Origin of the sequence: Streptomyces sp. NPDC048462, assembly GCF_043200175.1 — a bacterium.
GTDB lineage: Bacteria > Actinomycetota > Actinomycetes > Streptomycetales > Streptomycetaceae > Streptomyces.
On record NZ_JBICXG010000006.1, the window covers coordinates 17,677 to 39,699 of the forward strand.

25 protein-coding genes are annotated in these 22,023 nt (G+C 71.2%); 10 read left to right on the top strand and 15 right to left on the bottom strand.

Translation table 11 applies throughout. The annotated features are described in order from the left end of the window. The first annotated feature begins 7 nt into the window (after window positions 1-7). The 3 genes from ACGFU6_RS12855 to ACGFU6_RS12865 are packed head-to-tail and all read left to right on the top strand — an operon-like array spanning window position 8 to window position 3,611. Entirely contained in the window at window positions 8-532 is a 525-nt protein-coding gene (locus ACGFU6_RS12855) for a PadR family transcriptional regulator (protein ID WP_123523842.1), read from the top strand. After that, window positions 529-1,215: an ABC transporter ATP-binding protein gene (locus ACGFU6_RS12860; RefSeq protein ID WP_393610344.1), complete on the top strand. Its 687-nt coding sequence runs from the start codon at window positions 529-531 to the stop codon at window positions 1,213-1,215. Before ACGFU6_RS12855 ends, ACGFU6_RS12860 begins: the two co-directional genes overlap by 4 nt. Continuing rightward, window positions 1,212-3,611, top strand: coding sequence for an ABC transporter permease (locus tag ACGFU6_RS12865; protein ID WP_393610346.1), 2,400 nt, complete (start codon window positions 1,212-1,214; stop codon window positions 3,609-3,611). The genes ACGFU6_RS12860 and ACGFU6_RS12865 overlap by 4 nt, the downstream gene beginning before the upstream one ends. Window positions 3,612-3,639: 28 nt before the next feature. Here the strand turns inward: ACGFU6_RS12865 and ACGFU6_RS12870 are convergent, their stop codons facing one another. Then, the gene (locus ACGFU6_RS12870; protein ID WP_393610347.1) at window positions 3,640-4,605 is read right to left on the bottom strand and encodes a hydrogen peroxide-inducible genes activator; all 966 of its coding nucleotides are present in this window, start codon (window positions 4,603-4,605) and stop codon (window positions 3,640-3,642) included. A gap of 132 nt (window positions 4,606-4,737) precedes the next feature. Here ACGFU6_RS12870 and ACGFU6_RS12875 point away from each other — a divergent pair, with 132 nt between their 5' ends. Together ACGFU6_RS12875 and ACGFU6_RS12880 are read left to right on the top strand one after the other, a co-directional pair. After that, window positions 4,738-5,292: a peroxiredoxin gene (locus ACGFU6_RS12875; RefSeq protein ID WP_103759525.1), complete on the top strand. Its 555-nt coding sequence runs from the start codon at window positions 4,738-4,740 to the stop codon at window positions 5,290-5,292. 12 nt (window positions 5,293-5,304) lie between these two features. Further along, window positions 5,305-5,838 carry an alkyl hydroperoxide reductase gene (locus ACGFU6_RS12880; RefSeq protein WP_393610349.1) on the top strand — a complete coding sequence of 178 codons (534 nt, stop codon included), beginning with the start codon at window positions 5,305-5,307 and terminating at the stop codon, window positions 5,836-5,838. A gap of 153 nt (window positions 5,839-5,991) precedes the next feature. Here the strand turns inward: ACGFU6_RS12880 and ACGFU6_RS12885 are convergent, their stop codons facing one another. The 4 genes from ACGFU6_RS12885 to ACGFU6_RS12900 all read right to left on the bottom strand — a co-directional run bounded on the left by ACGFU6_RS12885 (window position 5,992) and on the right by ACGFU6_RS12900 (window position 11,094). After that, window positions 5,992-7,407 carry an AI-2E family transporter gene (locus ACGFU6_RS12885; protein ID WP_393610351.1) on the bottom strand — a complete coding sequence of 472 codons (1,416 nt, stop codon included), beginning with the start codon at window positions 7,405-7,407 and terminating at the stop codon, window positions 5,992-5,994. A gap of 141 nt (window positions 7,408-7,548) precedes the next feature. Further along, on the bottom strand, window positions 7,549-8,262 hold the full coding sequence (locus ACGFU6_RS12890) for a transglycosylase SLT domain-containing protein (RefSeq protein ID WP_393610353.1): 714 nt from the start codon (window positions 8,260-8,262) through the stop codon (window positions 7,549-7,551). Between the two features lie 390 nt (window positions 8,263-8,652). Then, on the bottom strand, window positions 8,653-9,975 hold the full coding sequence (locus tag ACGFU6_RS12895; protein WP_024492152.1) for a PhoH family protein: 1,323 nt from the start codon (window positions 9,973-9,975) through the stop codon (window positions 8,653-8,655). A gap of 357 nt (window positions 9,976-10,332) precedes the next feature. Continuing rightward, window positions 10,333-11,094, bottom strand: a complete 762-nt coding sequence (locus ACGFU6_RS12900; RefSeq protein ID WP_389687628.1) for an isoprenyl transferase — start codon at window positions 11,092-11,094, stop codon at window positions 10,333-10,335. Window positions 11,095-11,284: 190 nt separating this feature from the next. On the opposite strand from ACGFU6_RS12900, the gene mgrA reads away from it, so the two are divergent. Beyond that, window positions 11,285-12,325: an L-glyceraldehyde 3-phosphate reductase gene (gene mgrA, locus ACGFU6_RS12905; protein WP_393610355.1), complete on the top strand. Its 1,041-nt coding sequence runs from the start codon at window positions 11,285-11,287 to the stop codon at window positions 12,323-12,325. Between the two features lie 384 nt (window positions 12,326-12,709). On the opposite strand, the gene ACGFU6_RS12910 is transcribed toward mgrA, so the two are convergent. The 3 genes from ACGFU6_RS12910 to ACGFU6_RS12920 all read right to left on the bottom strand — a co-directional run bounded on the left by ACGFU6_RS12910 (window position 12,710) and on the right by ACGFU6_RS12920 (window position 14,972). Beyond that, complete coding sequence (locus ACGFU6_RS12910; protein WP_123523849.1) at window positions 12,710-13,168, bottom strand: hypothetical protein; 459 nt, start codon at window positions 13,166-13,168, stop codon at window positions 12,710-12,712. A 62-nt stretch (window positions 13,169-13,230) separates the two neighbouring features. Next, window positions 13,231-14,073 (bottom strand): class I SAM-dependent methyltransferase, encoded by an 843-nt coding sequence (locus ACGFU6_RS12915; protein WP_393610357.1) that lies wholly within the window; start codon window positions 14,071-14,073, stop codon window positions 13,231-13,233. A gap of 62 nt (window positions 14,074-14,135) precedes the next feature. Next, window positions 14,136-14,972, bottom strand: a complete 837-nt coding sequence (locus ACGFU6_RS12920; protein WP_393610358.1) for a prepilin peptidase — start codon at window positions 14,970-14,972, stop codon at window positions 14,136-14,138. A gap of 83 nt (window positions 14,973-15,055) precedes the next feature. Here ACGFU6_RS12920 and ACGFU6_RS12925 point away from each other — a divergent pair, with 83 nt between their 5' ends. Next, window positions 15,056-15,481, top strand: a complete 426-nt coding sequence (locus ACGFU6_RS12925; protein ID WP_393610359.1) for a DUF192 domain-containing protein — start codon at window positions 15,056-15,058, stop codon at window positions 15,479-15,481. Window positions 15,482-15,552: 71 nt separating this feature from the next. Next, the gene (locus tag ACGFU6_RS12930) at window positions 15,553-15,723 is read left to right on the top strand and encodes a hypothetical protein (RefSeq protein ID WP_393610360.1); all 171 of its coding nucleotides are present in this window, start codon (window positions 15,553-15,555) and stop codon (window positions 15,721-15,723) included. Between the two features lie 46 nt (window positions 15,724-15,769). Here ACGFU6_RS12930 and ACGFU6_RS12935 read toward each other — a convergent pair whose 3' ends face one another. The 6 genes from ACGFU6_RS12935 to ACGFU6_RS12960 all read right to left on the bottom strand — a co-directional run bounded on the left by ACGFU6_RS12935 (window position 15,770) and on the right by ACGFU6_RS12960 (window position 20,117). Then, a complete protein-coding gene (locus ACGFU6_RS12935; protein WP_393610361.1) occupies window positions 15,770-16,369 on the bottom strand; it encodes a dihydrofolate reductase family protein in 600 nt (199 codons plus the stop codon). Continuing rightward, on the bottom strand, window positions 16,366-17,286 hold the full coding sequence (locus ACGFU6_RS12940) for a metalloregulator ArsR/SmtB family transcription factor (protein WP_393610362.1): 921 nt from the start codon (window positions 17,284-17,286) through the stop codon (window positions 16,366-16,368). The genes ACGFU6_RS12935 and ACGFU6_RS12940 overlap by 4 nt, the downstream gene beginning before the upstream one ends. 88 nt (window positions 17,287-17,374) lie before the next feature. Further along, entirely contained in the window at window positions 17,375-18,589 is a 1,215-nt protein-coding gene (locus ACGFU6_RS12945; RefSeq protein WP_393610364.1) for a hypothetical protein, read from the bottom strand. A 76-nt stretch (window positions 18,590-18,665) separates the two neighbouring features. After that, entirely contained in the window at window positions 18,666-19,088 is a 423-nt protein-coding gene (locus ACGFU6_RS12950; RefSeq protein ID WP_393610366.1) for a hypothetical protein, read from the bottom strand. Further along, a complete protein-coding gene (locus ACGFU6_RS12955; RefSeq protein WP_393610368.1) occupies window positions 19,081-19,473 on the bottom strand; it encodes a hypothetical protein in 393 nt (130 codons plus the stop codon). The genes ACGFU6_RS12950 and ACGFU6_RS12955 overlap by 8 nt, the downstream gene beginning before the upstream one ends. Before the next feature lie 50 nt (window positions 19,474-19,523). Beyond that, complete coding sequence (locus ACGFU6_RS12960) at window positions 19,524-20,117, bottom strand: hypothetical protein (protein ID WP_123523854.1); 594 nt, start codon at window positions 20,115-20,117, stop codon at window positions 19,524-19,526. 300 nt (window positions 20,118-20,417) lie between these two features. Here ACGFU6_RS12960 and ACGFU6_RS12965 point away from each other — a divergent pair, with 300 nt between their 5' ends. Together ACGFU6_RS12965 and ACGFU6_RS12970 are read left to right on the top strand one after the other, a co-directional pair. Then, a complete protein-coding gene (locus ACGFU6_RS12965) occupies window positions 20,418-21,026 on the top strand; it encodes a GNAT family N-acetyltransferase (RefSeq protein WP_393610791.1) in 609 nt (202 codons plus the stop codon). A gap of 64 nt (window positions 21,027-21,090) precedes the next feature. Beyond that, entirely contained in the window at window positions 21,091-21,594 is a 504-nt protein-coding gene (locus tag ACGFU6_RS12970; RefSeq protein ID WP_393610369.1) for a DinB family protein, read from the top strand. A gap of 72 nt (window positions 21,595-21,666) precedes the next feature. Here ACGFU6_RS12970 and ACGFU6_RS12975 read toward each other — a convergent pair whose 3' ends face one another. After that, window positions 21,667-22,023 (bottom strand): winged helix-turn-helix transcriptional regulator, encoded by a 357-nt coding sequence (locus ACGFU6_RS12975; protein ID WP_393610792.1) that lies wholly within the window; start codon window positions 22,021-22,023, stop codon window positions 21,667-21,669.

Consider the following 22,023-nt stretch of genomic DNA (forward strand, 5'->3'; position numbering starts at 1 on the left):
GCGGCGCATGTCTATCGGCCACACCCTGCTCGGGCTCCTTGAGTCCGGCCCCCGCCACGGTTACGACCTGAAGCGGACGTTCGACGAGAAGTTCGGTCACGACCGCCCGCTGCACTACGGACAGGTCTACTCGACCATGTCCCGGCTCCTCAAGAACGGCCTCGTCGAGGTCGACGGAGTGGAGACCGGCGGCGGCCCGGAGCGCAAGCGCTACGCCATCACCGACGCCGGCATCACCGATGTCGCCACCTGGCTGGCGCAGCCCGAGAAGCCGGAGCCCTACCTCCAGTCGACCCTGTACACCAAGGTCGTGCTGGCCATGCTCACCGGCCGCAGCGCCGCCGACGTGCTGGACGCCCAGCGCTCCGAGCACCTTCGCCTGATGCGCATCCTCACCGACCGCAAGCGCCGCGGCGACCTCGCCGACCAGCTGATCTGCGACCACGCCCTGTTCCACCTCGAAGCGGACCTGCGCTGGCTGGAACTGACCGCCGCACGCCTCGACAAGCTCGCCGAGGTGGTGGCCCCGTGACCCCCGCCGGCTCCCTGCTCAGCGCGCACGACCTGCACAAGACCTACGGATCGACCCCGGCGCTCGACGGCGCCTCCTTCTCCGTCCACCCCGGCGAGGTCGTCGCCGTGATGGGCCCCTCCGGCTCCGGCAAGTCCACCCTGCTGCACTGCCTCGCCGGAATCATCACGCCCGACTCCGGCACCATCACCTACGCCGGCCGGGAGCTGTCCGCGATGTCCGACGCGGAGCGCAGCGCCCTGCGCCGCAGCGAGTTCGGCTTCGTGTTCCAGTTCGGCCAGCTCGTCCCCGAACTGACCTGCGTGGAGAACGTGGCCCTGCCGCTGCGGCTGAGCGGCGTCCGGCGCAAGGCCGCCGAGCGCACCGCCCTGGAGTGGATGGAGCGCCTGGAGGTCGACGACCTCGGCGCCAAGCGTCCCGGCGAGGTGTCCGGCGGCCAGGGGCAGCGCGTCGCCGTGGCCCGAGCGCTGGCCGCCTCCCCGAAGGTGATCTTCGCGGACGAGCCGACCGGCGCCCTGGACTCCCTCAACGGCGAACGCGTCATGCAGCTGCTCACGGAGGCGGCCAGGTCCGCCGGTGTCGCCGTGGTCCTGGTGACCCACGAGGCCCGCGTCGCCGCCTACTCCGACCGCGACGTCACCGTCCGCGACGGCCGGGCCCGCGACATGGAGCACGCCGTATGACACTGCTCGACCGGAAGGAGACCCCGGCCGCCCCGGCGGAGCGGTCCGGGCCGCCCCTCTCCCGCACCCCCGCACTGCTGCGCGACCTCGGGTTCGGCATCCGCTTCGCCGTCGCCGGCGGTCGCGAGGGCTGGACCCGCACCCTGCTCACCGCGGTCGGCGTCGGCCTCGGCGTGGCGCTCCTGCTCGTCGCCTCCTCCGTACCGCACCTGCTCGACCAGCGTTCCGCCCGGGACCAGGCCCGCAGCGAGACCAAGATCTCGGAGTCCCCCGACGCCTCGGCGCCGAAGTCGGACAGCACGATCGTGGTGGTCAACGCCGGGACCGAGTACCACACCCGGTCCATCGACGGCTTCCTCATGCGCGCGGACGGCAGCAGTCCGGTCGTCCCGCCGGGCATCGGTGAACTCCCCGCCCCAGGCGAGATGGCGGTCTCCCCCGCTCTCGCGGACCTCCTCGACGCCCCGGAGAACGCGCTGCTCAAGGAGCGCCTCCCGTACCGGGTGACCGGCACGATCGGCGACGCCGGTCTGGTCTCCCCCGGGGAGCTGCGGTTCTACGCCGGCAGCGACACCCTCACCACCGCCGCGGGCGGCCACCGGCTGGCCGGATACGGCGATCCGGGGCCGGGCAAACCGCTGCAGCCGCTGCTCGTCCTGCTGATCGCGATGGTCTGCGTGGTGCTGCTGGTGCCGGTGGGGATCTTCATCGCCACCGCCGTGCGCTTCGGCGGTGACCGCCGCGACCGGCGGCTGGCCGCACTGCGCCTGGTCGGCGCCGACATCCGGATGACACACCGGATCGCGGCGGGCGAGGCCCTCTTCGGCGCCGTGTGCGGTCTGGCCGTCGGAACCGCGCTCTTCCTGGTGGGGCGCCGGTTCGTCGGGTCCGTCGAGGTGTGGGACGTCAGCGCGTTCCCCTCCGACCTGGCTCCCGGCCCCTGGCTGATCCTGCTGATCGCCCTCGCGGTGCCGCTCACCGCGGTGCTTGTCACCCTGACCGCCATGCGCTCCGTGGTCATCGAACCGCTCGGGGTCGTCCGTCACAGCCGGGGCCGCAGGCGCCGCCTGTGGTGGCGGCTGCTGCTGCCGGCCGCGGGACTCGCGGTGTTCGGGTTCACCGGCAAGGTCGACCTGTACGACGGTGTCAACACCTACGCGGTCGCCGTCGGCGCCGTGCTGGTCCTGGTGGGGCTCGCCCTGCTCCTGCCGTGGCTGGTCGAGGCCGGCGTGAAGCGGCTGCGTGGCGGACCGGTGCCCTGGCAACTGGCCACCCGCAGGCTCCAGCTGAGCAGCGGGGCCGCGTCCCGCGCCGTCAGCGGCGTCACCGTCGCGGTGGCGGGTGCGGTGGCCCTGCAGATGCTGTTCGCCGCGATGAACGACGACTTCAACAGGGTGACCGGGCAGGACCCGAGCCGGGCCCAGTTCTACGCCTCGTCCGAGCACGTCACCGGTGATGCGGCCCTGCGCACCATCAAGGAGTTCCGCGCCACCAAGGGCGTGAAGAAGGTCATCGGCACGGTCGAGGCGTACGCCACCAAGCCGGGGACGTACAAGGACGACGAGATCCAGCCCACCACCTCGTTCAGCATCGGCGACTGCGCGACCCTGCGCGAGCTCGCCCGGATCGGCTCCTGCCGGGACGGCGACACCTTCGTCGTCCACCCGGCCGACAAGGAGATGGCCGGCTGGGTCGACGAGACCGCCCGCAAGGGCAAGGTGCTCGAATTCGACTCCTACGGCCGGAGCAAGCCGCTGCACTGGACGCTGCCCGCCGACTCCCGGACCGTCAGGAGCCGCACCGACCCGTTCGGCGAGGACCACTGGGGCATCATGGCCACCCCGGGAGCCATCGACGCGGGCACCCTGCCGGGCGCGACCACCGTCTCGCAGATCCGGATCGACAAGAGCGTCCCCGAGGTCGCCGAGTACGTGCGCAACACGGCGGCCCGGATCGACCCGGGCATGCGCCTGGTCACGCTGAACTCGGTCGAGCGCGACCGGCGTTACGAGAGCGTCCAGACCGGCCTCCAGGTGGGCGCGACCGCCGTCCTGATGCTGATCGCGGCGTCCATGCTGGTCTCCCAGCTGGAGCAGCTGCGTGAGCGCAAGCGGCTGCTGTCGGTGCTGGTGGCCTTCGGCACCCGCCGGGTCACCCTCGGCTGGTCGGTGCTGTGGCAGACCGCGATCCCGGTGGTCATCGGGCTGCTGATCGCGGTGGCCGGCGGCCTCGCGCTCGGCGCCACGCTGACCTGGCAGATCGACAAGCAGGTCTCCGACTGGTGGCTGTTCCTGCCGATGACGGGAGCGGGCGGGGCGCTCATCCTCGTGGTGACCCTGCTCTCGATGCCGCCGCTGTGGCGCATGATGCGCCCCGACGGGCTGCGCAGCGAGTAGCTCCCCCGACGGCCGGCCAGACCCGCGATCAGGTCCGGCCGGCCGTCGCCACGCGCACCGGCAGCGCCGCCATCGCCCCGCGCAGCGCCGCCGCGAACTCCTCGAACTCCTCGTGCCTGGCCGCCCCGGTCCGCATGCCGAGCGCCACCCGCCGGGCGGGCGCCGGGTCCGCGAAGTACCCGGTGGTGAGGGCCTCGTTGCGGGCGGTCTCGACCGTCACCGCGGTGCGCGGCAGCAGCGTCACCCCGAGCCCGCCGGCCACGAGCTGCACCAGGGTGGAGAGCCCGGCGGCGGTCGTGGTGACGGGGGCGCCCTCGGTGCGGCCCGCCTCCCGGCAGATGTCGAGCGCCTGGTCGCGCAGGCAGTGCCCCTCGTCGAGCAGCAGCAGCGGCAGCTCCCTGAGCGCCTCGCGCGGGACGTCGGCCCGTCCGCCGAGCCAGTGGCTGCGCTCCATCACCAGGACGAAGTCCTCCTCGAAGAGCGGGAGCTCGCTCACTCCGGGCACCCCGAGCGGCACCGCGAGCAGCAGCAGGTCGAGCCGCCCCGCCGCGAGCCCCTCCAGCAGCGAGGACGTCTGCTCCTCGTGCACCTGGAGGTCGAGGTCGGGGTAGCGGTCGTGGACCAGCCGCAGCACGGTCGGCAGCAGGTACGGGGCGACGGTCGGAATCACGCCGAGCCTGAGCACCCCGGTGAAGGGCGCGCGCACGGCCTCGGCCTCCTCCATCAGCTCACCGACGGCCTCCAGCACGACGCGGGCCCGCACCGCGAGCCGCTCCCCGGCGGGCGAGAGCAGTACCTTGCGCGTCGTACGCTCGATGAGCTGGACACCCAGTGCCTCCTCCAGCGCGGACACGGCCCCCGAGAGCGCCGGCTGACTCATCCCGATTGCTGCCGCGGCGTCCCGGAAGTGCAGATGTTCCGCCACCGCCGTGAAGGCGCGAAGCTGCGAGAGGCTGGGCTGTTTGGGCCGGTTGCCCTGGTTCATCTGCGCCACTGATAGGCACCTCCGATCATCACGACCGAGTGTAGCTATTTCCGTGATCAATGCACTCTGTGCCATGGTGAGGGCCGTCCAACCCTCAGGAACACCCCCAAAAAGGGTCTTCCTATGCTGCAAGGAGAGCGCGTGCTCACTGTCGGTGACAAGTTCCCCGAGTTCGACCTGACCGCTTGTGTTTCGCTGGAGAGCGGCAAGGAGTTCGAGCAGATCAACCACAAGACCTACGAGGGTCAGTGGAAGATCGTCTTCGCGTGGCCGAAGGACTTCACGTTCGTCTGCCCCACCGAGATCGCCGCGTTCGGCAAGCTGAACGAGGAGTTCGCCGACCGCGACGCGCAGGTTCTCGGCTTCTCCGGTGACTCCGAGTTCGTGCACCACGCCTGGCGCAAGGACCACCCGGACCTGACCGACCTGCCCTTCCCGATGCTGGCCGACTCCAAGCACGAGCTCATGCGGGACCTCGGCATCGAGGGCGAGGACGGCTTCGCGCAGCGCGCCGTCTTCATCGTCGACCAGAACAACGAGATCCAGTTCACGATGGTGACCGCCGGTTCCGTGGGCCGTAACCCCAAGGAGGTCCTGCGGGTCCTCGACGCCCTGCAGACCGACGAGCTGTGCCCCTGCAACTGGACCAAGGGCGAGAACACCCTCGACCCGGTCGCGCTCCTCTCGGGCGAGTGAGCTGATACCGACATGGCACTCGACGAACTGAAGGCCGCCGTTCCGGACTTCGCCAAGGACCTGAAGCTGAACCTCGGTTCGGTCATCGGGAACAGCGACCTGCCGAAGCAGCAGCTCTGGGGCACCGTCCTCGCCTGCGCGATCGCCTCGCGCTCGCCGAAGGTGCTGCGCGAGCTGGAGCCGGAGGCGAAGGGCAACCTCTCCGCGGAGGCGTACACCGCCGCGAAGTCGGCTGCCGCCGTCATGGCGATGAACAACGTCTTCTACCGGACCCGGCACCTGCTGTCGGACCCGGAGTACGGGACGCTCCGTGCGGGCCTGCGGATGAACGTGATCGGCAATCCGGGCGTGGAGAAGGTCGACTTCGAGCTGTGGTCGCTCGCCGTCTCGGCGATCAACGGCTGCGGCCAGTGCCTGGACTCCCACGAGCAGGTGCTGCGCAAGGCCGGCGTCGACCGTGAGACCATTCAGGAAGCCGTCAAGATCGCCTCGGTGATCCAGGCGGTCGGCGTGACGCTCGAGGCCGAAGCGGTCCTCGCGGAGTAACACCAGCGGTACCCACGTACGAGAAGGGCCCCGAGGACGACCGACCGTCCCCGGGGCCCTTCTTACGTGTCCGGGCCCGGGCCCTTCGTACGTGTCCGGACCGGGCCCTTCGTACAACTTCCTACGTGTCCGCCCGTACGGACTCCCGCCCGCTCAGGGTTCCTTCGGCGCGTCCGCCACCGGCTGCTCCTCGTCGCTGCCGTCGTCGACCGGCTCCGGCGGCGATCCGGGCGCCGGGGTCGGCGCCGTGTCCAGGGCCGTCGAGCCGTGCGGCGGCGGCGAGTGGCGCCGGGACTCCTCCTGGCCGTACGCCCGCAGATAGCCGACCACCGTATTGGTCACCGCCACCAGCGGCACCGCGACGACCGCACCCCCGATGCCCGCGATCATGCCGCCCGCGGCGACCGAGAGGACCACGGCCAGCGGGTGCACGCGCACCGCGCGGCCCAGGATGAACGGCTGCAGGATGTGGCCCTCGATCTGCTGCACCGCCAGGACCACCACCAGCACCATCAGCGCCGTGAACACGCCCTCGGTGACGAGCGCGACCACCACGGCCAGTGCCCCGGAGACCACCGCGCCGACGAGCGGGATGAAGGCGAAGAGGAAGATGAAGACGGCCAGCGGTACGGCCATCGGCACATTGAGGAAGTAGATCCCGAGGCCGATGAAGATCGCGTCGATCAGCGCGACGATGACGGTGCCCCGTACGTAGGCGGTCAGCGTGCGCCAGGCGCGCGGACCCGCTCCGGCGACACCCGGCCGCGCCTGCGCGGGCACGAGCTTGAGCACCCAGTGCCAGATGCGCTTGCCGTCGTACAGCAGGAAGAGCGTGGAGAACATCGCCAGCAGCATCCCGGTGAGGAGCTCCACCATCACGGTGACGCCCTGGAGTCCGGCCGAGGTGATCGCCTCGGTGTTGGTGCCGACGGTGTCGCTGAGGTTCTTCGCGACGTCGTTGATCTGCTTGTCGGTGACGTGGAACGGGCTGTCCAGCAGCCAGTTCTTGAGGTCCGCGATACCGTCCTGAATCTTGTCGGACAGGGTGTCGAGGTTGTCCATCACCTGCCACACCACGAACCAGCCGACCAGGCCCATGATGATGAAGCCCAGGACGGCCGTGACGGCGGTCGCCAGCCCGTGCGGCAGCCCGTACCGCCTCAGCCGGGCGACCGTCGGCTGGAGCATCGCGGTGACGAGCAGCGCCGCGACGAAGGCCAGCACCACGAGTTGCACAGCGCTGATGACCCGCATGAGCACCCACAGGGTGCCCGCGAGCACGAGCAGCCGCCAGCCGGCCTCCGCGGCGACCCGCATCCCCCAGGGGATCGCCGCGACCGGATCGGGGCGCGCGGCGACCGCGGGGGCGTAGTCGGGCGGCGGCGGCACATGGTCGGCGGCGCCCTTCTCGGCCCCGCTCCCCGGCAGTGCGCCGGCCGTCGCGGACGAACCCTCGCGCGCCGCCTTCTCGTCCTCGTCATCGGCCTCGACGCGACGTTCCTCCAGGCGCTCACCGATCTTGGTGAGTTCGGCCCCCAGCTGTCCCAGCCATCCCGGCAGTTTCGACATAACGTTTCCTCTACCCCCGTCCACTCTCCCCACCGCTCCCCCCGGGAACGGTCCCGCACGACCGTACATGCGCGAAGCCCCTCACCGTAGGACGGGGAGGGGCTTCGCGTGGTTGAGAACTGAACTGAACCTCGGGAGGTTCTAGTACCAGCTGTTGGCCTGCCAGAAGGACCAGGCGCCGCACGGGCTGCCGTAGCGGCTGTCCATGTAGTTGAGGCCCCACTTGATCTGGGTGGCCGGGTTGGTCTGCCAGTCGGCACCGGCTGACGACATCTTCGAGCCGGGCAGCGCCTGGACAAGGCCGTAGGCGCCGGAAGACGGGTTGCTCGCCCGGTAGTTCCAGGTCGACTCGTGGTTCACGATGTTGCTGAAGCACTGGAACTGGTCGCCAGGAACCATCTGACGAGCCATCGCCTGGACCTCGGCAACGGAGTACGAGCCCTGGGTGGCGAAGGCGGAGGCACTGCGGACCTCGGAACGGCTGGCGCGTTCGGCAGCGTCCTTCTTGTCCTGCTCGGCCTTCCGCTCCTGCACCAGCCGGTCCTCGGCCGCCTGCTTCTTCGACTTGGCGTCCTTGGCGGCCTGGATGCGGGCCGATTCCTCCGCGGACTTCTTCGCCGTCGCGTCGGCCGCGGACGCCTGGGCGTCGGCCTGCTGCGTCAGGGAAGCGGTCTGCACCTGGGCCTGCTGGCCCGCGGGGATGTCTGCGAGCAGCGTGGTGTCGGCTGCGGTGGCCTCGAAGTTGTTGTCGTCGACAGCAGGCGTACTGCCCGCTGCAACTCCCACGACGGCGCCTACGGTGGTTACCGCTGTGGCAGATGCCACGGCGAACCCCCGGACCGAGATCCGGCTCACACGGTGTCCTTCCAGCATCGCCCGCTTAGGTGACCTCGCGGGCGCAATCGTGCCCCTGACACTGGCCTCCCTACTGCTTGGGTCACGGGAGGCACGGGCCCGGTGGGCGACTCCCCGGAGGAAGCGCCGCGTGGTACTCGCGGGCGGCATACGGACGGCGATTGTTGAGTTGTCTGGTGCGTTGCACCTCTGGTGGTGCGGGTGTGCCGTATGCGGGGCCTGACGGAAGCAAGACTCTGCCGGAACGGGACACCACGAAGCAATTCTCTGTTGCGTGTGAAAGCTCACACCCCGTTTGGAGCACGTGAATTACGGAAATGCCACCGCAACGCAGTGCCGCCCGGCTAAGCTCCTTCGCTCGCCGGGCGGCACCAACTGTCCTATCCCGTGTCAGATCTGGCCTTCCTCCAGCATTTCGGTCACCAGTGCGGCGATGGGCGAACGCTCGGACCGGGTGAGCGTGGTGTGGGCGAAGAGCGGATGGCCCTTCAGTTTCTCCACCACGGCGACCACTCCGTCGTACCGGCCGACCCGGAGGTTGTCCCGCTGGGCCACGTCATGCGTGAGCACCACCCGCGAATTCGCCCCGATCCGGGACAACACGGTCAGCAGGACGTTCCGTTCGAGGGACTGGGCCTCGTCGACGATCACGAAGGCGTCGTGGAGGGACCGGCCGCGGATGTGGGTGAGCGGCAGCACCTCCAGCATCCCGCGCCCCAGGACCTCCTCGATGACCTCGCGCCCGGCGACCGCCGAGAGCGTGTCGAAGACCGCCTGCGCCCAGGGGCCCATCTTCTCGGCCTCGGAACCGGGCAGGTAGCCGAGGTCCTGCCCGCCGACCGCGTACAGCGGACGGAAGACCATCACCTTCTTGTGCTGCCCCCGCTCCAGCACGGCCTCCAGACCGGCGCAGAGCGCCAGTGCGGACTTGCCGGTGCCGGCCCGGCCGCCCAGCGAGACGATGCCGACGTCCTGGTCGAGCAGCAGATCCAGTGCGATGCGCTGCTCGGCGCTGCGGCCGTGGATGCCGAAGGCCTCCCGGTCGCCCCGGACGAGCCGGACGTTGCCCTCCGGCGTCACCCGGCCGAGCGCCTTGCCGCGCTCGGACTGGAGGACCAGCCCGGTGTGCACCGGCAGATCGGCGGCCTCGGGGACGTACAGCGTCTCCTCGGAGAAGAGGAGGTCCACCTGCTCGGCGGAGAGGGACAGCTCGCCCATCCCCGTCCAGCCGGCGTCGGTGATGGCGAGCTCGGCGCGGTACTCCTCGGCGAGGAGACCGACCGACGACGCCTTGATACGGAGCGGCAGGTCCTTGGAGACGACCGTGACGTCGTACCCCTCGGCCTGCAGATTGCGCGCTACCGCGAGAATCCGTGAGTCGTTGTCCCCCAACCGGTAGCCGGCGGGAAGTACGCCGGGATCGGAATGGTTGAGTTCGACGCGCAGCGTCCCGCCCAGATCCCCGAGGGGGATCGGGGCATCCAGCCGGCCGTACCGGACCCGGAAGTCGTCCAGCAGGCGCAGGGCCTGCCGGGCGAAGTACCCGAGCTCCGGATGGTGCCGTTTGGCCTCCAGTTCCGTGACCACGACGATCGGGAGCACTACTTCGTGCTCGTCGAACCGGGACATGGCGTTCGGATCGGCCAGCAGGACGCTGGTGTCGAGAACATAGGTGCGCCTGTCGGGCATGCGGCGCTTTGTGCTGGTCACCACGGAAGGACGTACCCCCTCGGACGAGGTTGGGGTGCGACGGCGTCGCGGAGCATCCCAAAGGGAGAGGACGGACCGGGCTTCGGCCACCTTGCGCGGGCCGAGCGCCGGCCCTCGACGTCAGCCGCACTGTATGTACGGTCCTTCGTGTGCAAAGGGCCTCCCGGGCGAGCGGACTCCATGCCGCTCACTTGGTGACGACATCCGCCTGGTTCCTGACCGGACGTCGACCTGACAGGGGTATGCCCTCGAACACGCGAAGCCATGCAGCCCGAGCCGCTCAAGCCCGTCCGTCCTCGTGGACGTCACCGGTACGGAAGGGGGCGGCGAGCTGGGCGGCGAGCTGGGCGGAATGCGGTGTCAGCCCCCGTAGCGGCGGTGTCGGGCCGCGTAGTCGCGCAGGGCCCGCAGGAAGTCGACCCGGCGAAAAGCGGGCCAGAAGACCTCACAGAAGTAGTACTCCGAATGGGCGCTCTGCCAGAGCATGAAGCCCGACAGACGCTGTTCGCCGCTGGTCCGGATCACCAGGTCCGGATCGGGCTGGCCGCGGGTGTAGAGGTGCTCGGAGATCAGGTCGGTGGAGACGATCTCGGCCAGGTCCTCGAAGGAGGTGCCCTTGGCGGAGTGGTCGAGCAGCAGCGAGCGCACCGCGTCCGCGATCTCCTGGCGGCCCCCGTAGCCGACGGCGACGTTGACCAGTATTCCGTCGACCCCGACCGTGGCCTGCTCGGCCTCCTTGAGGACCGTCTGGGTGTGCGCGGGCAGCAGGTCGAGCGTGCCGACGTGGTGGACCCGCCAGCGGCCGTCGGCGACGAGGTCGCGCACGGTGTTCTCGATGATGCCGAGGAGCGGGATCAGCTCCGACTCGGGCCGGTCGAAGTTGTCCGTGGACAGCATCCAGAGGGTGACGACCTCGACGTCGGTCTCACTGCACCAGCCGAGGAGCTCCTTGATCTTGTCCGCACCCGCCTGGTGGCCCTCCGCGGCCGTGCCGCCGGAGGCCTTCGCCCAGCGCCGGTTCCCGTCGAGGATGACCCCGATGTGCTTGGGCACCTGGGCGTGATCGAGGCGGGCCTCCACCCGGCGGGCGTAGAGCCCGTACACCAGGTCGCGCAAGTTCACTGAGTCCACCTCTCGGTTCCGTGCGGGCCCGCCCGCCGCCTCGCCCGGGGCTGTCCCCCTGGGGATCGTCGCACCGGTAAAGGGCCGATCGCCCCGCCGTGCCGTGGCAGTCCCGAAGCGGCCACATTACTGCGCAGGCGCCGCACCGGCCCAACCCGGCCTGTCACAAGTCCGTGATAAAGAGGGAAACGTGACTGAATCCTCTTCCTATTACCTGGCCGCCGGCACGCGCTACGACTCCATGGAGTACCGGCGCACCGGCCGCAGCGGCCTCAAGCTCCCGGCCGTCTCGCTCGGCCTCTGGCACAACTTCGGCGACGACCGCGCGCTCGACTCGCAGCGCGCCATCCTGCGCCGCGCCTTCGACCTCGGGGTGACCCACTTCGACCTGGCCAACAACTACGGCCCGCCGCCCGGCTCCGCCGAGCTCAACTTCGGGAAGCTCTTCCGGCAGGACTTCGCCCCGTACCGCGACGAGCTGGTGATCTCCACCAAGGCCGGGTACGACATGCACCCCGGCCCCTACGGCGAGTGGGGTTCGCGCAAGTACCTGCTGTCCTCGCTCGACGCCTCGCTGAAGCGGATGGGCCTCGACCACGTCGACATCTTCTACTCGCACCGCTTCGACCCGGACACCCCGCTGGAGGAGACGATGGGGGCCCTGGCCTCCGCCGTGCAGCAGGGCAAGGCGCTGTACGTAGGGGTGTCCTCGTACAACTCCGAGCAGACCGCCGAGGCGGCGCGGCTGCTCAAGGAGATGGGCGTACCGGCCCTGATCCACCAGCCGTCCTACTCGATGATCAACCGCTGGACCGAGGAGGACGGTCTGCTGGACACGCTGGAGGCGGCCGGCATGGGCTGCATCTCCTTCGTGCCGCTCGCCCAGGGGCTGCTGACCAACAAGTACCTGAAGGGCATCCCGGAGGGTTCGCGCGCCACCCAGGGCAAGTCCCTCAACCCGGACCTGCTCTCGGACGAGGTGGTGCGCCGGCTCAACGGGCTGAACGACATCGCGCACGGGCGCGGCCAGTCGCTGGCCCAGCTGGCCCTCAACTGGGTGCTGCGCGACAGCCGTATGACGTCGGCCCTGATCGGCGCGTCGAGCGTGCGGCAGCTGGAGGAGAACGTCGCGGCGCTGGCCGGTCCGGCCCTGACCGCGGCGGAGCTGAAGGAGATCGACACCTTCGCGGTGGACACCGCCGGGACCAACATCTGGGCCGGACGGGCCTGACGGATCCGAGAGGCCTGCGGGGCCCGGCGGGCCCCCGGGGAGGCGGTCCCGCGTCGCGTCAGCGGGCACCGCGCCCCCGTTTGCGCCGGGGCACAAAAAAACGGGCCGGTCCGTGGGGGGGGTTACGGACCGGCCCGAGGGGGGGTTTCCACCATAACCCTTCGTAAGTGCTGCTGCGTGCATCGCCGCCAAATAATTACTCTCCGAATGTGCGGGGCTCCGTTGTGAGCACGGAATACGGGCCTCCGGCCCCCTTCGACCTGCACGGACGTCCGGTGGCGTCGCCTTGACGCCCGAACCGCCCACGAGACATGCACAGGACGTGCACATTCCGGCTGCGGGCGGCCGGCCGCCCCGGTTCGCGGCACCGGCCGCAGCCCGCCGTCAGGTCGTGGACGCCGCGCCCCGGTGGCCCCGGGTGAACCTGATTCCCACGGTGTCCCCGCCGATGACCACGAAGCGGCCGCCCTCGCAGCGGATGACGGCCTCGTGGACCTCGCCCCGGTCGTCCCGGCGCTCCTCGGTGCTCAGCACCGTCCAGCCGCCGTCGGGCGGCTGCGGCAGATTCGCCATCGTGGCGAACTCCCACTGGGCAGCCGGTACACACCAGTCGGGGAGGTGCGGCCAGGTGCCGGAGCCGACGTGCAGGGTGCCGTCCGAGGCGCAGGTCAGAAGCACCGACTGGCTGTCGGACAGCAGGAATTCGACGGCCTCGGGCTCCCCCATCCGGCCCTCGGGCCGGTAGAACACGCCGAGAACGCCGACGATCCGGGCGCCTCTGAGCCATTCGGCGTTCCCCTGCCGAGGGCCGCTCGTGGCTTCCTCGTCGCTGCCGACCCTCATGGCGTGGCTCCTTCCCCGTGCGCTCAGCGACCAGAGTGCCATCCTTCGGGCTCGGGAAGGGGCTACGCGGGTGAGACCGGCCGCCCGGGTTTGCGGGCCTCGATCAGAAAGCGGGTGGTGTGGGCGACGAACGGCCCCTCGTTCTCGATCAGCCGGTGCAGTGCGGTGAGTTGCGGCCGGTACCGCTCGACGGTGAAGCCCGGCACCATCCAGATCACCTTGCGCAGGAAGTAGACGACGGCGCCGATGTCGAAGAACTCGGTGCGCAGCCGCTCGAGCCGCAGGTCGACGACTTCGAGACCGGCCGCCTCGGCGGCGGCGCGGGCCTGTTCCGGGTCGCGGCTGCCCCGTACCTCCGGCGGCTGCGGGCCGAGGAAGTACTCGACGAGTTCGAAGACGCTCGCGGGGCCGACCTGTTGGGAGAAGTACGTGCCGCCGGGTGTCAGGACCCGGGCGATCTCGTCCCACCAGGTGGTCACCGGATGCCGGCTGACGACGAGGTCGAACGCCGCGTCGCCGAACGGCAGCGGCGGCTCGTCCTCGTCCGCCACGACGGCCGCACCGAGCGGGTGCAGCAGGGCGGTGGCGCGGGCGACGTTCGGCGGCCAGGACTCGGTGGCGACGGTCAGCGGCGGCAGCTTCGGCGCGGCGGCGAGCACCTCACCGCCGCCGGTCTGGATGTCGAGCGCGGCGCTCGCCCGGCCCAGCCGCTCCCCCATGGCACGGGCGTAGCCCCAGGAGGGCCGCTGCTCGGTGGCGCGGCCGTCGAGCCAGGAGAAGTCCCAGCCCGCGACGGAGACGGTGTCCGCCTCGGTGACCAGGGCGTCGAACCGGGCGCGCCGGGCCATCTCCTGTGCCGACTGTGCGGCCTGGGCCGCGCTGGTGTCTTCGGGTGTTCCGGGCATACGGAGATCGTCTCAGCCGGACCCCGCCGCACGCGACCGTAATAGCGGCGGCCCGGCGGCCCTCAGGCGGCCAGTCCGCCGAGGAGGATTCCGAGCAGCGCCCCGGCGATCATGAACGGGCCGAACGGGATGCCCGTCCGGCGCCCGGCGCGGCGGGTGATCATCAGCGCCAGTCCGTACACCGCGCCGAACAGGAACCCGGCGAAGCCGCCGGCGAACACGACGGCCCAGCCGTACCACCCGAGCACGACGCCCAGCGAGAGCGCGAGCTTGACGTCTCCGAAGCCCATTCCGTTCGGGTTGACGAGGAAGAGCAGGAGGTAGAAGGCGCCGAGGCCGGCACCGCCGAGCAGCGCGGACAGCCAGGAGCCGCCGTGTTCCGGCAGCAGGGCGGCGATGCCCAGGAGGACGGCGGCCGCCCCGGCGGCAGGCAGCGTCAGGCTGTCGGGCAGCCGGTGGACGCGGTGGTCGACGGCCGCGAGGAGCACGGCGACGGGGACGAGCAGCAGCCACACGGCGAGCTCGGGGCGGATCCCGGTGGTCGCGGCGACCGCGGCGCAGCCGAGGGCGGAGACGACGGGCAGGAGGAGGGCGGGCGCGTATCGCGGTCCGCCCCGGCCCGGCGGCGTCGGGCGGGAGGAAGTGTCTGGGTGGGGGTGGGTGGCTGCGTGCGGGCCGGGGTCCGTCTGTCCGGTGACTGCCGCCTCCGCCGTTGCGCAGGCCGTGCAGAGGGTGGAGCCGAGCCAGCCGCGGGCCGGGCCGGTGAGGGCGTGGCCGGCCGGGCAGGCGTCGCGCCACGCGTCCTCGGGTTCGACGGAGAACCGGTAGGCGGCGCGCGGGACCAGCAGTCCGGCCGAGGCGCCCCAGAGGGCGGCGACCGCTATCAGCGTGGCGTACACCTCACCGAGCCTAAGGGCTCTCCCGGTGTCCACAGGACTCTGTTCCGGCCCGACCGGAGGCAGTTGGGGCTACCGTCGTGAACATGGCCCGATGGCGCAACGGCAGTGGAACGCTCACGTTCACGAACTCGGAGGGGGAGCGGGAGACGGAGATACCGCTGCGGATCGCGGCCTCGTACCGGCACCGGAGCCGTGGGCTGCTCGGGCAGGACGGCATCGACGGGGCGCTGCTGATCACGCCGTGCGGGAGTGTGCACTCCTTCCGTATGCGGTTCACGATCGATGTGGCTTATCTGGACCGGAAGTTGCAGGTGGTGGCGGTCCGCACGATGAAACCGGGACGGCTCGGGCTCCCCCGCCTCCGCGCCCGGCACGTGATCGAGACGGAGGCCGGCGCGATGGCCGGTTGGGGCCTGCGGCCGGGTGTGCGGGTGGCGATCGCGCAGGGCGACGGCTCCCCCGGTCACGGCGCGGGCAGCGTCTCCGATCACCTTCCGGGGAAGCCCTGAGCACGCCGTCCGTCGGGAGCGGCGCGGCCCCCTGCGCCCTGCACGGGCTGAGGTCCGCGCAGGTACTGGAGGTGTCCGGCGCACCGAACGGACCGTACCTCGGCCTCGGCCTGACCGGCGGGGCCCGGCTCACGGTCCTCGGGCCGGTACGGATCACGCACGGCCCGGCCGCCCCGTTCAGGAGCGGTTCACTGCGGCTGATGTCCAGTAGCGGCCATCACCTGAGCGTGCCGGGCAGGTGATGGCGCCGGCGCCCGCCGCCTCATCGGCGGGCGCCGACCGCCCGGTTCAGCGAACCCGGTCGTAGACCACGGCCATCTCCCCCAGCTCACCGGTCTCCTGGTGGCTGAGCTTCCACTTCGAAGCCGGCAGGCCGTCGTCGAACAACCGCTCCCCGCCGCCCGTGATCTCAGGCAGGATCAGGAGGTACAGGCGGTCGACCAGATCTGCCGCAAGCAGCTGCTTGATGACGCTCGGGCAGCTGTTGACGAGGATGTCGCCCTCGCCGGTGGCCTTGAGTTCGGCGACGACGTCTGCCGCCGGGGCGTTCACCACGCGGGTGCGTTCCCACGGCGCTTCGGTCAGCGTGGTCGAGAGGACCACCTTCTCCGTGTCCACCAGCCATTTCGCGTATCCGCGATCACGCGGGTCGGCGTTCTCGTCCTCGGCGACCGACGGCCAGAACCCCAGGAATCCCTCGGCACTGATTCGGCCGAGCAGTGCCGTCGTCGCGTTCTCCCAGGTGCGGGTGAGCTGGCCCCGGGCGACCTCGGAGGTCACGTAGGGCACGAACGTCCCGAAATCGCTCGGCCCGCCAGGACCGTGGTAACGCCCGTCGAGGGAGAGGCTCAGGTTCGCAGTCACCCTGCGGCCGGTCGAGTCAGTCATTTCGCGCTCCTCGTGTCGGTGCTGTCGGTGCTGCCGGCGCGCTCTGCGCGCTCTGCGTGCTCTGGGCGCTCTGGGTGCTCTGTGCCCTTGGTGTCGGGCCGCGTTTCCGCCGCGAGGTTCGCCGCCAGCTTGTCGAGGCTCTGGCCGAAGCCGATCTCGATGCCCGCTATGAAGTCGGCGGAGTCGACGGAGCTTTCGGCGATCCGCCAGTGCACGTCGAGGTCGGTCCCGGTGCCGGCGGGCCGCAGCCCCAGGTCGACGTGGGCGGTGAAGGCGAGGCTGCCGTCGGGGAGAACCGGCGAGAGCCGGTAGACGAGGCGCTCGGCAGGACGTATGTCCTCGACGGTCCCCTCCGCGCGCCCGACGACCTCGTCGGAACCGTCGGTGTCCTCGGCGTCGCGGTACTCCTGGACGATCCGCCCGCCTTCTCGGGCCTCGAAGACGAACTCGGATATGCGCAGGTCGTCGGGCGCCCACCACCGGCAGAGCAGGGCGGCTTCGGTGAGGTGGGGCCAGACCAGCTCGGGCCGGGGTGCGAGCGACCGGCGGAACGTGAACCCCCGGCCGTCGGCCCACCCTCGCTCCGCCGCCGCGGCCCGCTCCGCGATGACCTTCGCCGCGTAGTGATCGTGGGTTTCCTGGGGGCCGCCGGGCAGGGTCGCGGCGTCGGCGAGCCGGCCGAGCGCGGCCGCCAGCTTCCGCAGGGGGGCGGACCGGAGTGCGTAGACGCGGCGCTGGCCGCTGCGCCGGGAGGTGACGACCCCGGCGCGTTCGAGCGTCTGCAGGTGCTTGGTCGTCTGTGGCTGACGGGCCCCGGCGAGCTCGGCGAGAACGCCGACCGGGCGGGGCCGTTCAGCCAGCAGGCTCACGAGCCGCCAGCGCGTCGGGTCCGCCAGTGCGGCGAGGAGTGCGTCCATGAACAGAAGTATTCTCCATGACGCATATTCGTGTCAAGGAATACATGTCAGGGAGTATGGAGTACTGATCAGGTGCCGGTCACCCGGCTCACGGCGGGCCGGAGCCGAGCAGCGTCCACGCCCCGTACGCCGCCGAGGCCGCGGCGAGTGCCGCCAGGACCGTCGCCGTACGGGCGGCGGAGCGCAGCCGCAGCAGCGCGACGGCGGGTGGCAGGAGGAGCGGGAAGGCGGGCATCATCAGCCGGGGCCGGGAGCCGAAGTAGCCGGAGCCGATCAGCGAGATGACGACGACGGCGATGCCGTAGACGATTAAGGGGAGCGGCTGGCGCTGCCGCACGCACAGGTACACCAGCCAGCCGAGACCGGCCAGCGCCACGCACAGCCCGAGCGCCCCCGGCAGCGGAAGGCCGAGGATGAACCCGGCGAGGGCGGCGCCGCCGTCGATGCTGTTGCCCCACTGGGCCTGGACGTCGAAGTAGGCGAACGGGCTGCCTTCGCGTACGGCCACGAACACCACGTACCCGAGCCAGCCCAGCGGCGCGAGGGCCACTCCGGCGAGCATCCGGCCGTTGCGGCGGACGATGCCCTCGGTGGCACCGGCCCGGTACTCGCGTACGAGCGTGACGGCCGCGGTGATCGCGAGGGCGGCGATGAGCGCGGCGGCGGACGGGCGGGTGAGACCGGCCAGTACGCACAGCGCGCCGGCCACGATCCACCGCCGGGTCAGCGCCGCGTACAGCGACCAGGCGGCGAGCGCGGTGAACAGGGTCTCGGTGTACGCCATGGACTGGACGAACGCCGTCGGGTACGCCCCCCACAGCGCGGCCAGCACCACCCCGGTCCGGCGCCCGTGGAGCCGTGCGCCGACGGCGAAGATCCCCCAGGCCGCGAGGAGACCCGCCACCCACGCGACCAGCAGTCCGGCTCCCGCGACGCCGGGCGGGGTCACCTCCGCGATGCCGCGCTCCAGTGCGGGCAGCAAGGGGAAGAAGGCCAGGTCGGAGTGGATGCCGCCGTCGGGAAGGGTGACGGTGTACACGTATCCGTGTTCGGCGACCCGCTGGTACCAGACGGAGTCCCAGCGCTCGGCGAGCAGGTGGAAGGCGTCCTTCCCCGCTACGGACGCGGCCGCCCAGAAGACGACGAGCCCGACGAGCCGCACGGCCGCGTAGGCGCCGAGCGCCGGCGCCGCCGGGGCGAGCACGGCAAAGGCGCGGGCCCGGACCGGCCGGTGCTCCCGGGAGGGCTGCGGATGCGGATGCGGCCGGGAGCGGGTGGCCTGCGGGGAGGGTTCTGCGGACATACGGCCGATTATCGCCGTTCCGGGGTTCTCACCCGTGGCCGCCCCGGTCCGGGCCCCCTCGTCCGGCGGGCCCGGCTCACCCGGCGGGGCGGATCCGCGCGAATCCCGCCGCCAGGGCGGGGCCGAGCTCCTTGGTGAGACCGTGCCCCGGGCTGCCGGGAAAGGGCAGGTACCCCAGGAAGGAGGTCACCACGACCTCGTCGATCCCCGCGATCCCCCGAGTGAACTGCTCCTCCAGGAATCCCAGGGTGCGGCGCCAGTCCGGGGCGCCGACAGCTCCGTCCCCGTCCGCATCTCGGTCTCCGTCCACGTCCGCTTCCGCGCCCAGGTAGGACCGTACGGTCTCCCGCGTGACGTCCCAGAAGAAGACGTGCGGCAGCACCGTGTCCTCGTTGAAGACGTGCGCCTCGTACGGATCCCGGAACCCCGGGACCCGCTCCACCAGGTCGGTCACCAGTCGCACACCCTCGGCCCCGCGCCCTCGCGGTGCCTCAGTCACCCGGGCTCCTTCCGTAGAAGGGCCTGACGGTTCCGGCCAGCTTCCGCTGCACCGAGCGCAGCATCCGGATGGTCGGCTCGTCCGCGAGTCCGGTGGTCGTCGGCCATTCCACGCCGGTGCCCGCGAGGTCGCTGACGAAGACGAACTCCGTGGCCAGCAGTACGCGCGCCCAGTCGGCCGGGGCGAGCGGGCGGTCGGCGCCGAGCGCGTCGCGCAGCAGATGGGCCCGGTCGACGAGGTCCTGGGCATCCGCGAACCCCATGCCGACGGCGAGCCGGTCGCCGCACCGGGCCGGACCGCCCCATTCGAGGAGTGCCCGGCGCAGCAGCCGGGTCTCGTCCTCGGTGAGCAGCTCGCTCGCCGCCGCTCCCCGGCCCCCCGGCACCGGTACGACCGGAACGGCCCCTCCTGGATTCCCGTCTGCCTCGCGCCCGTTCACCTGCTGGGCACCTCACTGCCGTAGACGACCCAGGGCGCCTGCTCGAAGGAGCCCACTCCGAACAACTGCGGTTGCATGGAGGCGACCTCGGACCGCACGGCCAGGGTGTCCGGCCAGCAGTCGAAGTACACCGACCCCTTCACGATGAATCCCCGCCAGTCCGTCGCCGCCGACGCGCCCTCGCGGTCGAGCACGAAGCCGATACAGAGCACCGAGGCCCTGCCTATCGCCTCCCGTATCGCGCGCACGGCCGCTTCCCGTTCCTCGGGTCCGAGCGCGCCGAGGGCGAACTGCAGCGCGACCGTGCCGTCGTCCGTCCGCCGGACCCGGGTCGGGATCTCGGCTCCGCTGCTCACCCAGAGCAGGAAGTCGACCTGGTCCAGCCGCTGCAGTCCGGCCAGGAGCACCAGCTGGTCCCTGGTCACCCACGACTGGGTGCCCGGTGGTTCGGCTCCCGGGCTGACGAGCGTGATGCGCCGCGTGGCCGGGTGGGCGGGGCTTACGCCGGCCGCCTCCAGGTCCCCGAGCAGCGATTCCGCGTCGGGGCGGCTCCAGCCCACGTGATACGAGTAGAAGAATCCGTCACTCATGACACCGCACCCCATTTTAAGTGTGGCCACCCGCCCACCCGGACAGGCCGGTTGACGAGTGACCGCCCTACAGGTCAGGTAGAGCGTGAAGATCCCTGCGCACCGGAACACGCCCGATCGGCCACCTGGCGGCGGCAGTTGCGGACGGCTCGCGGTCGGTCACTCACGAGCCTAGTCAGCCCGGCCGCCGGGTGCATGGGTCCGGGGGCCCACACATGGGTCCAAGGGCACCGAGGTGGCATCAGCTCGCGCCGGACCGGCGGTAGCGGAGAGAACAGAGACCGGAGTCGCGTGGTGACAATGTGGGTCCAGCCGGTCAGCAGGGCCGAGGTGATGGCGTACGCGGACGGAATCCGGCGCGTGTACGCGGAGGCCTTCGCAGAGCCCCCGTGGCACGAGGACCCTGCCATGGCCGACGGCTACGCGGAGCGGCTGGCCGGGGACGCCCGCCGCCCCGGATTCGTGGCCGCGCTCGCCCTGAGCCGGGACGATCGCGCGAAGGGCGGTGCCGAGCCGTACGGCGATACGTACGGCGAGGGCGAAGGTGGCACGGTGGTGGGGTTCGCGACGGCCTGGACCACGCCCGCCCCGTACCCCGCCACCCGTGGCTACCCGCGTATCAGCGCCGCGCTGGGGGCGGAGCGGACAGCCGCGTGGCTCGTCGGCGCCCTCGAAGTGGACGAACTCGCTCTCGGTCCGCGAGCCCTCGGGGCCGGTCTCGCGGCGGCGCTCCTGGAATCCGTCACCGCACCCGCGGTGGACGGCCGTTGCTGGCTGACCACCTCGGCGCGCGCCGAACCCGCACTGCGCCTCTACCACCGGCTCGGCTGGCGAGCGGCGTTCGTTCCCCCGGAGGACTCCGACCTCGTGGCCTTCCTCGGACCACTGCACCCGCGCCCCGGGCCCTGATCCGCCCGGTCCACGGTCGATATACGGTGGACGGGCCGCCGGCGAGCCATCAGGCTGTACCGCGATGACACGCACCGATTCGCCTCCCGCCTGGGACGAGCGCACACAGCTGACCACTTTCCTCGACTACACCCGAACGACCGCACTGGCCAAGTGCGAGGGTCTCGCGCAGGAGGATGCCCGCAAGGCGCCGCTGCCGGGTTCGCCCCTGATGACGCTCGCGGGCGTGGTCAACCACCTCCGCTGGGTCGAGTACTACTGGTTCGAGGTGGTGTTCCTGGGCGGGGAGGACGAGGGCCCGTGGACCGACGAGGACCCCGACCGCGAGATGCGCATCGCCGTGGACATGCCGCTCGCCGACGTGCTGGCGGAGTACGAGGAGCAGTGCGCCCGCTACCGGGAGCTCGTCGCCGCCAACGACCTGGACACCCCGGCAACGCGTCCGCACAGCGACGGCCACCACCCCGATCTGCGCTGGATCCTCCTGCACCTCATCGAGGAGACCGCCCGGCACAACGGCCACCTCGACATCATCCGGGAGATCGTCGACGGCAGCACTGGCTCCTGAGAGCCCTCCCGCGGCCGAGTGGCTCCCGTGTCCGGACGGGGCAGGGTCGCAGTCGACGCCGGGAAACCCGCGTCAGGAAGTCCTCGCGTCGTGCTCCTCACGGTTGGCGAGGACTTCGTCCATGTGGGACTGCGCCCAGCTCCTCAGCCCGCGGGTCAGATGGTGGAGCGAGAGGCCCAGCCCGGTCAGGGCGTAGGTGACCGTGACGGGGACCGTGGGGGTCGCGGTGCGTATGAGCAGACCGTCGCGTTCGAGCGCCCTCAGGGTCTGGGTCAGCATCTTCTGGCTGACACCGGCCAGCAGTCGGGAGAGCTCGGAGTAGCGCATGGGCTTCGGGGCGTTCGACGCCCCGGCCTGTGCGGGTGTGTCCCCGCCAAGCGCGCACAGGATCAGGACAACCCATTTGTCCGAGATCCGGTCGAGGAGCAG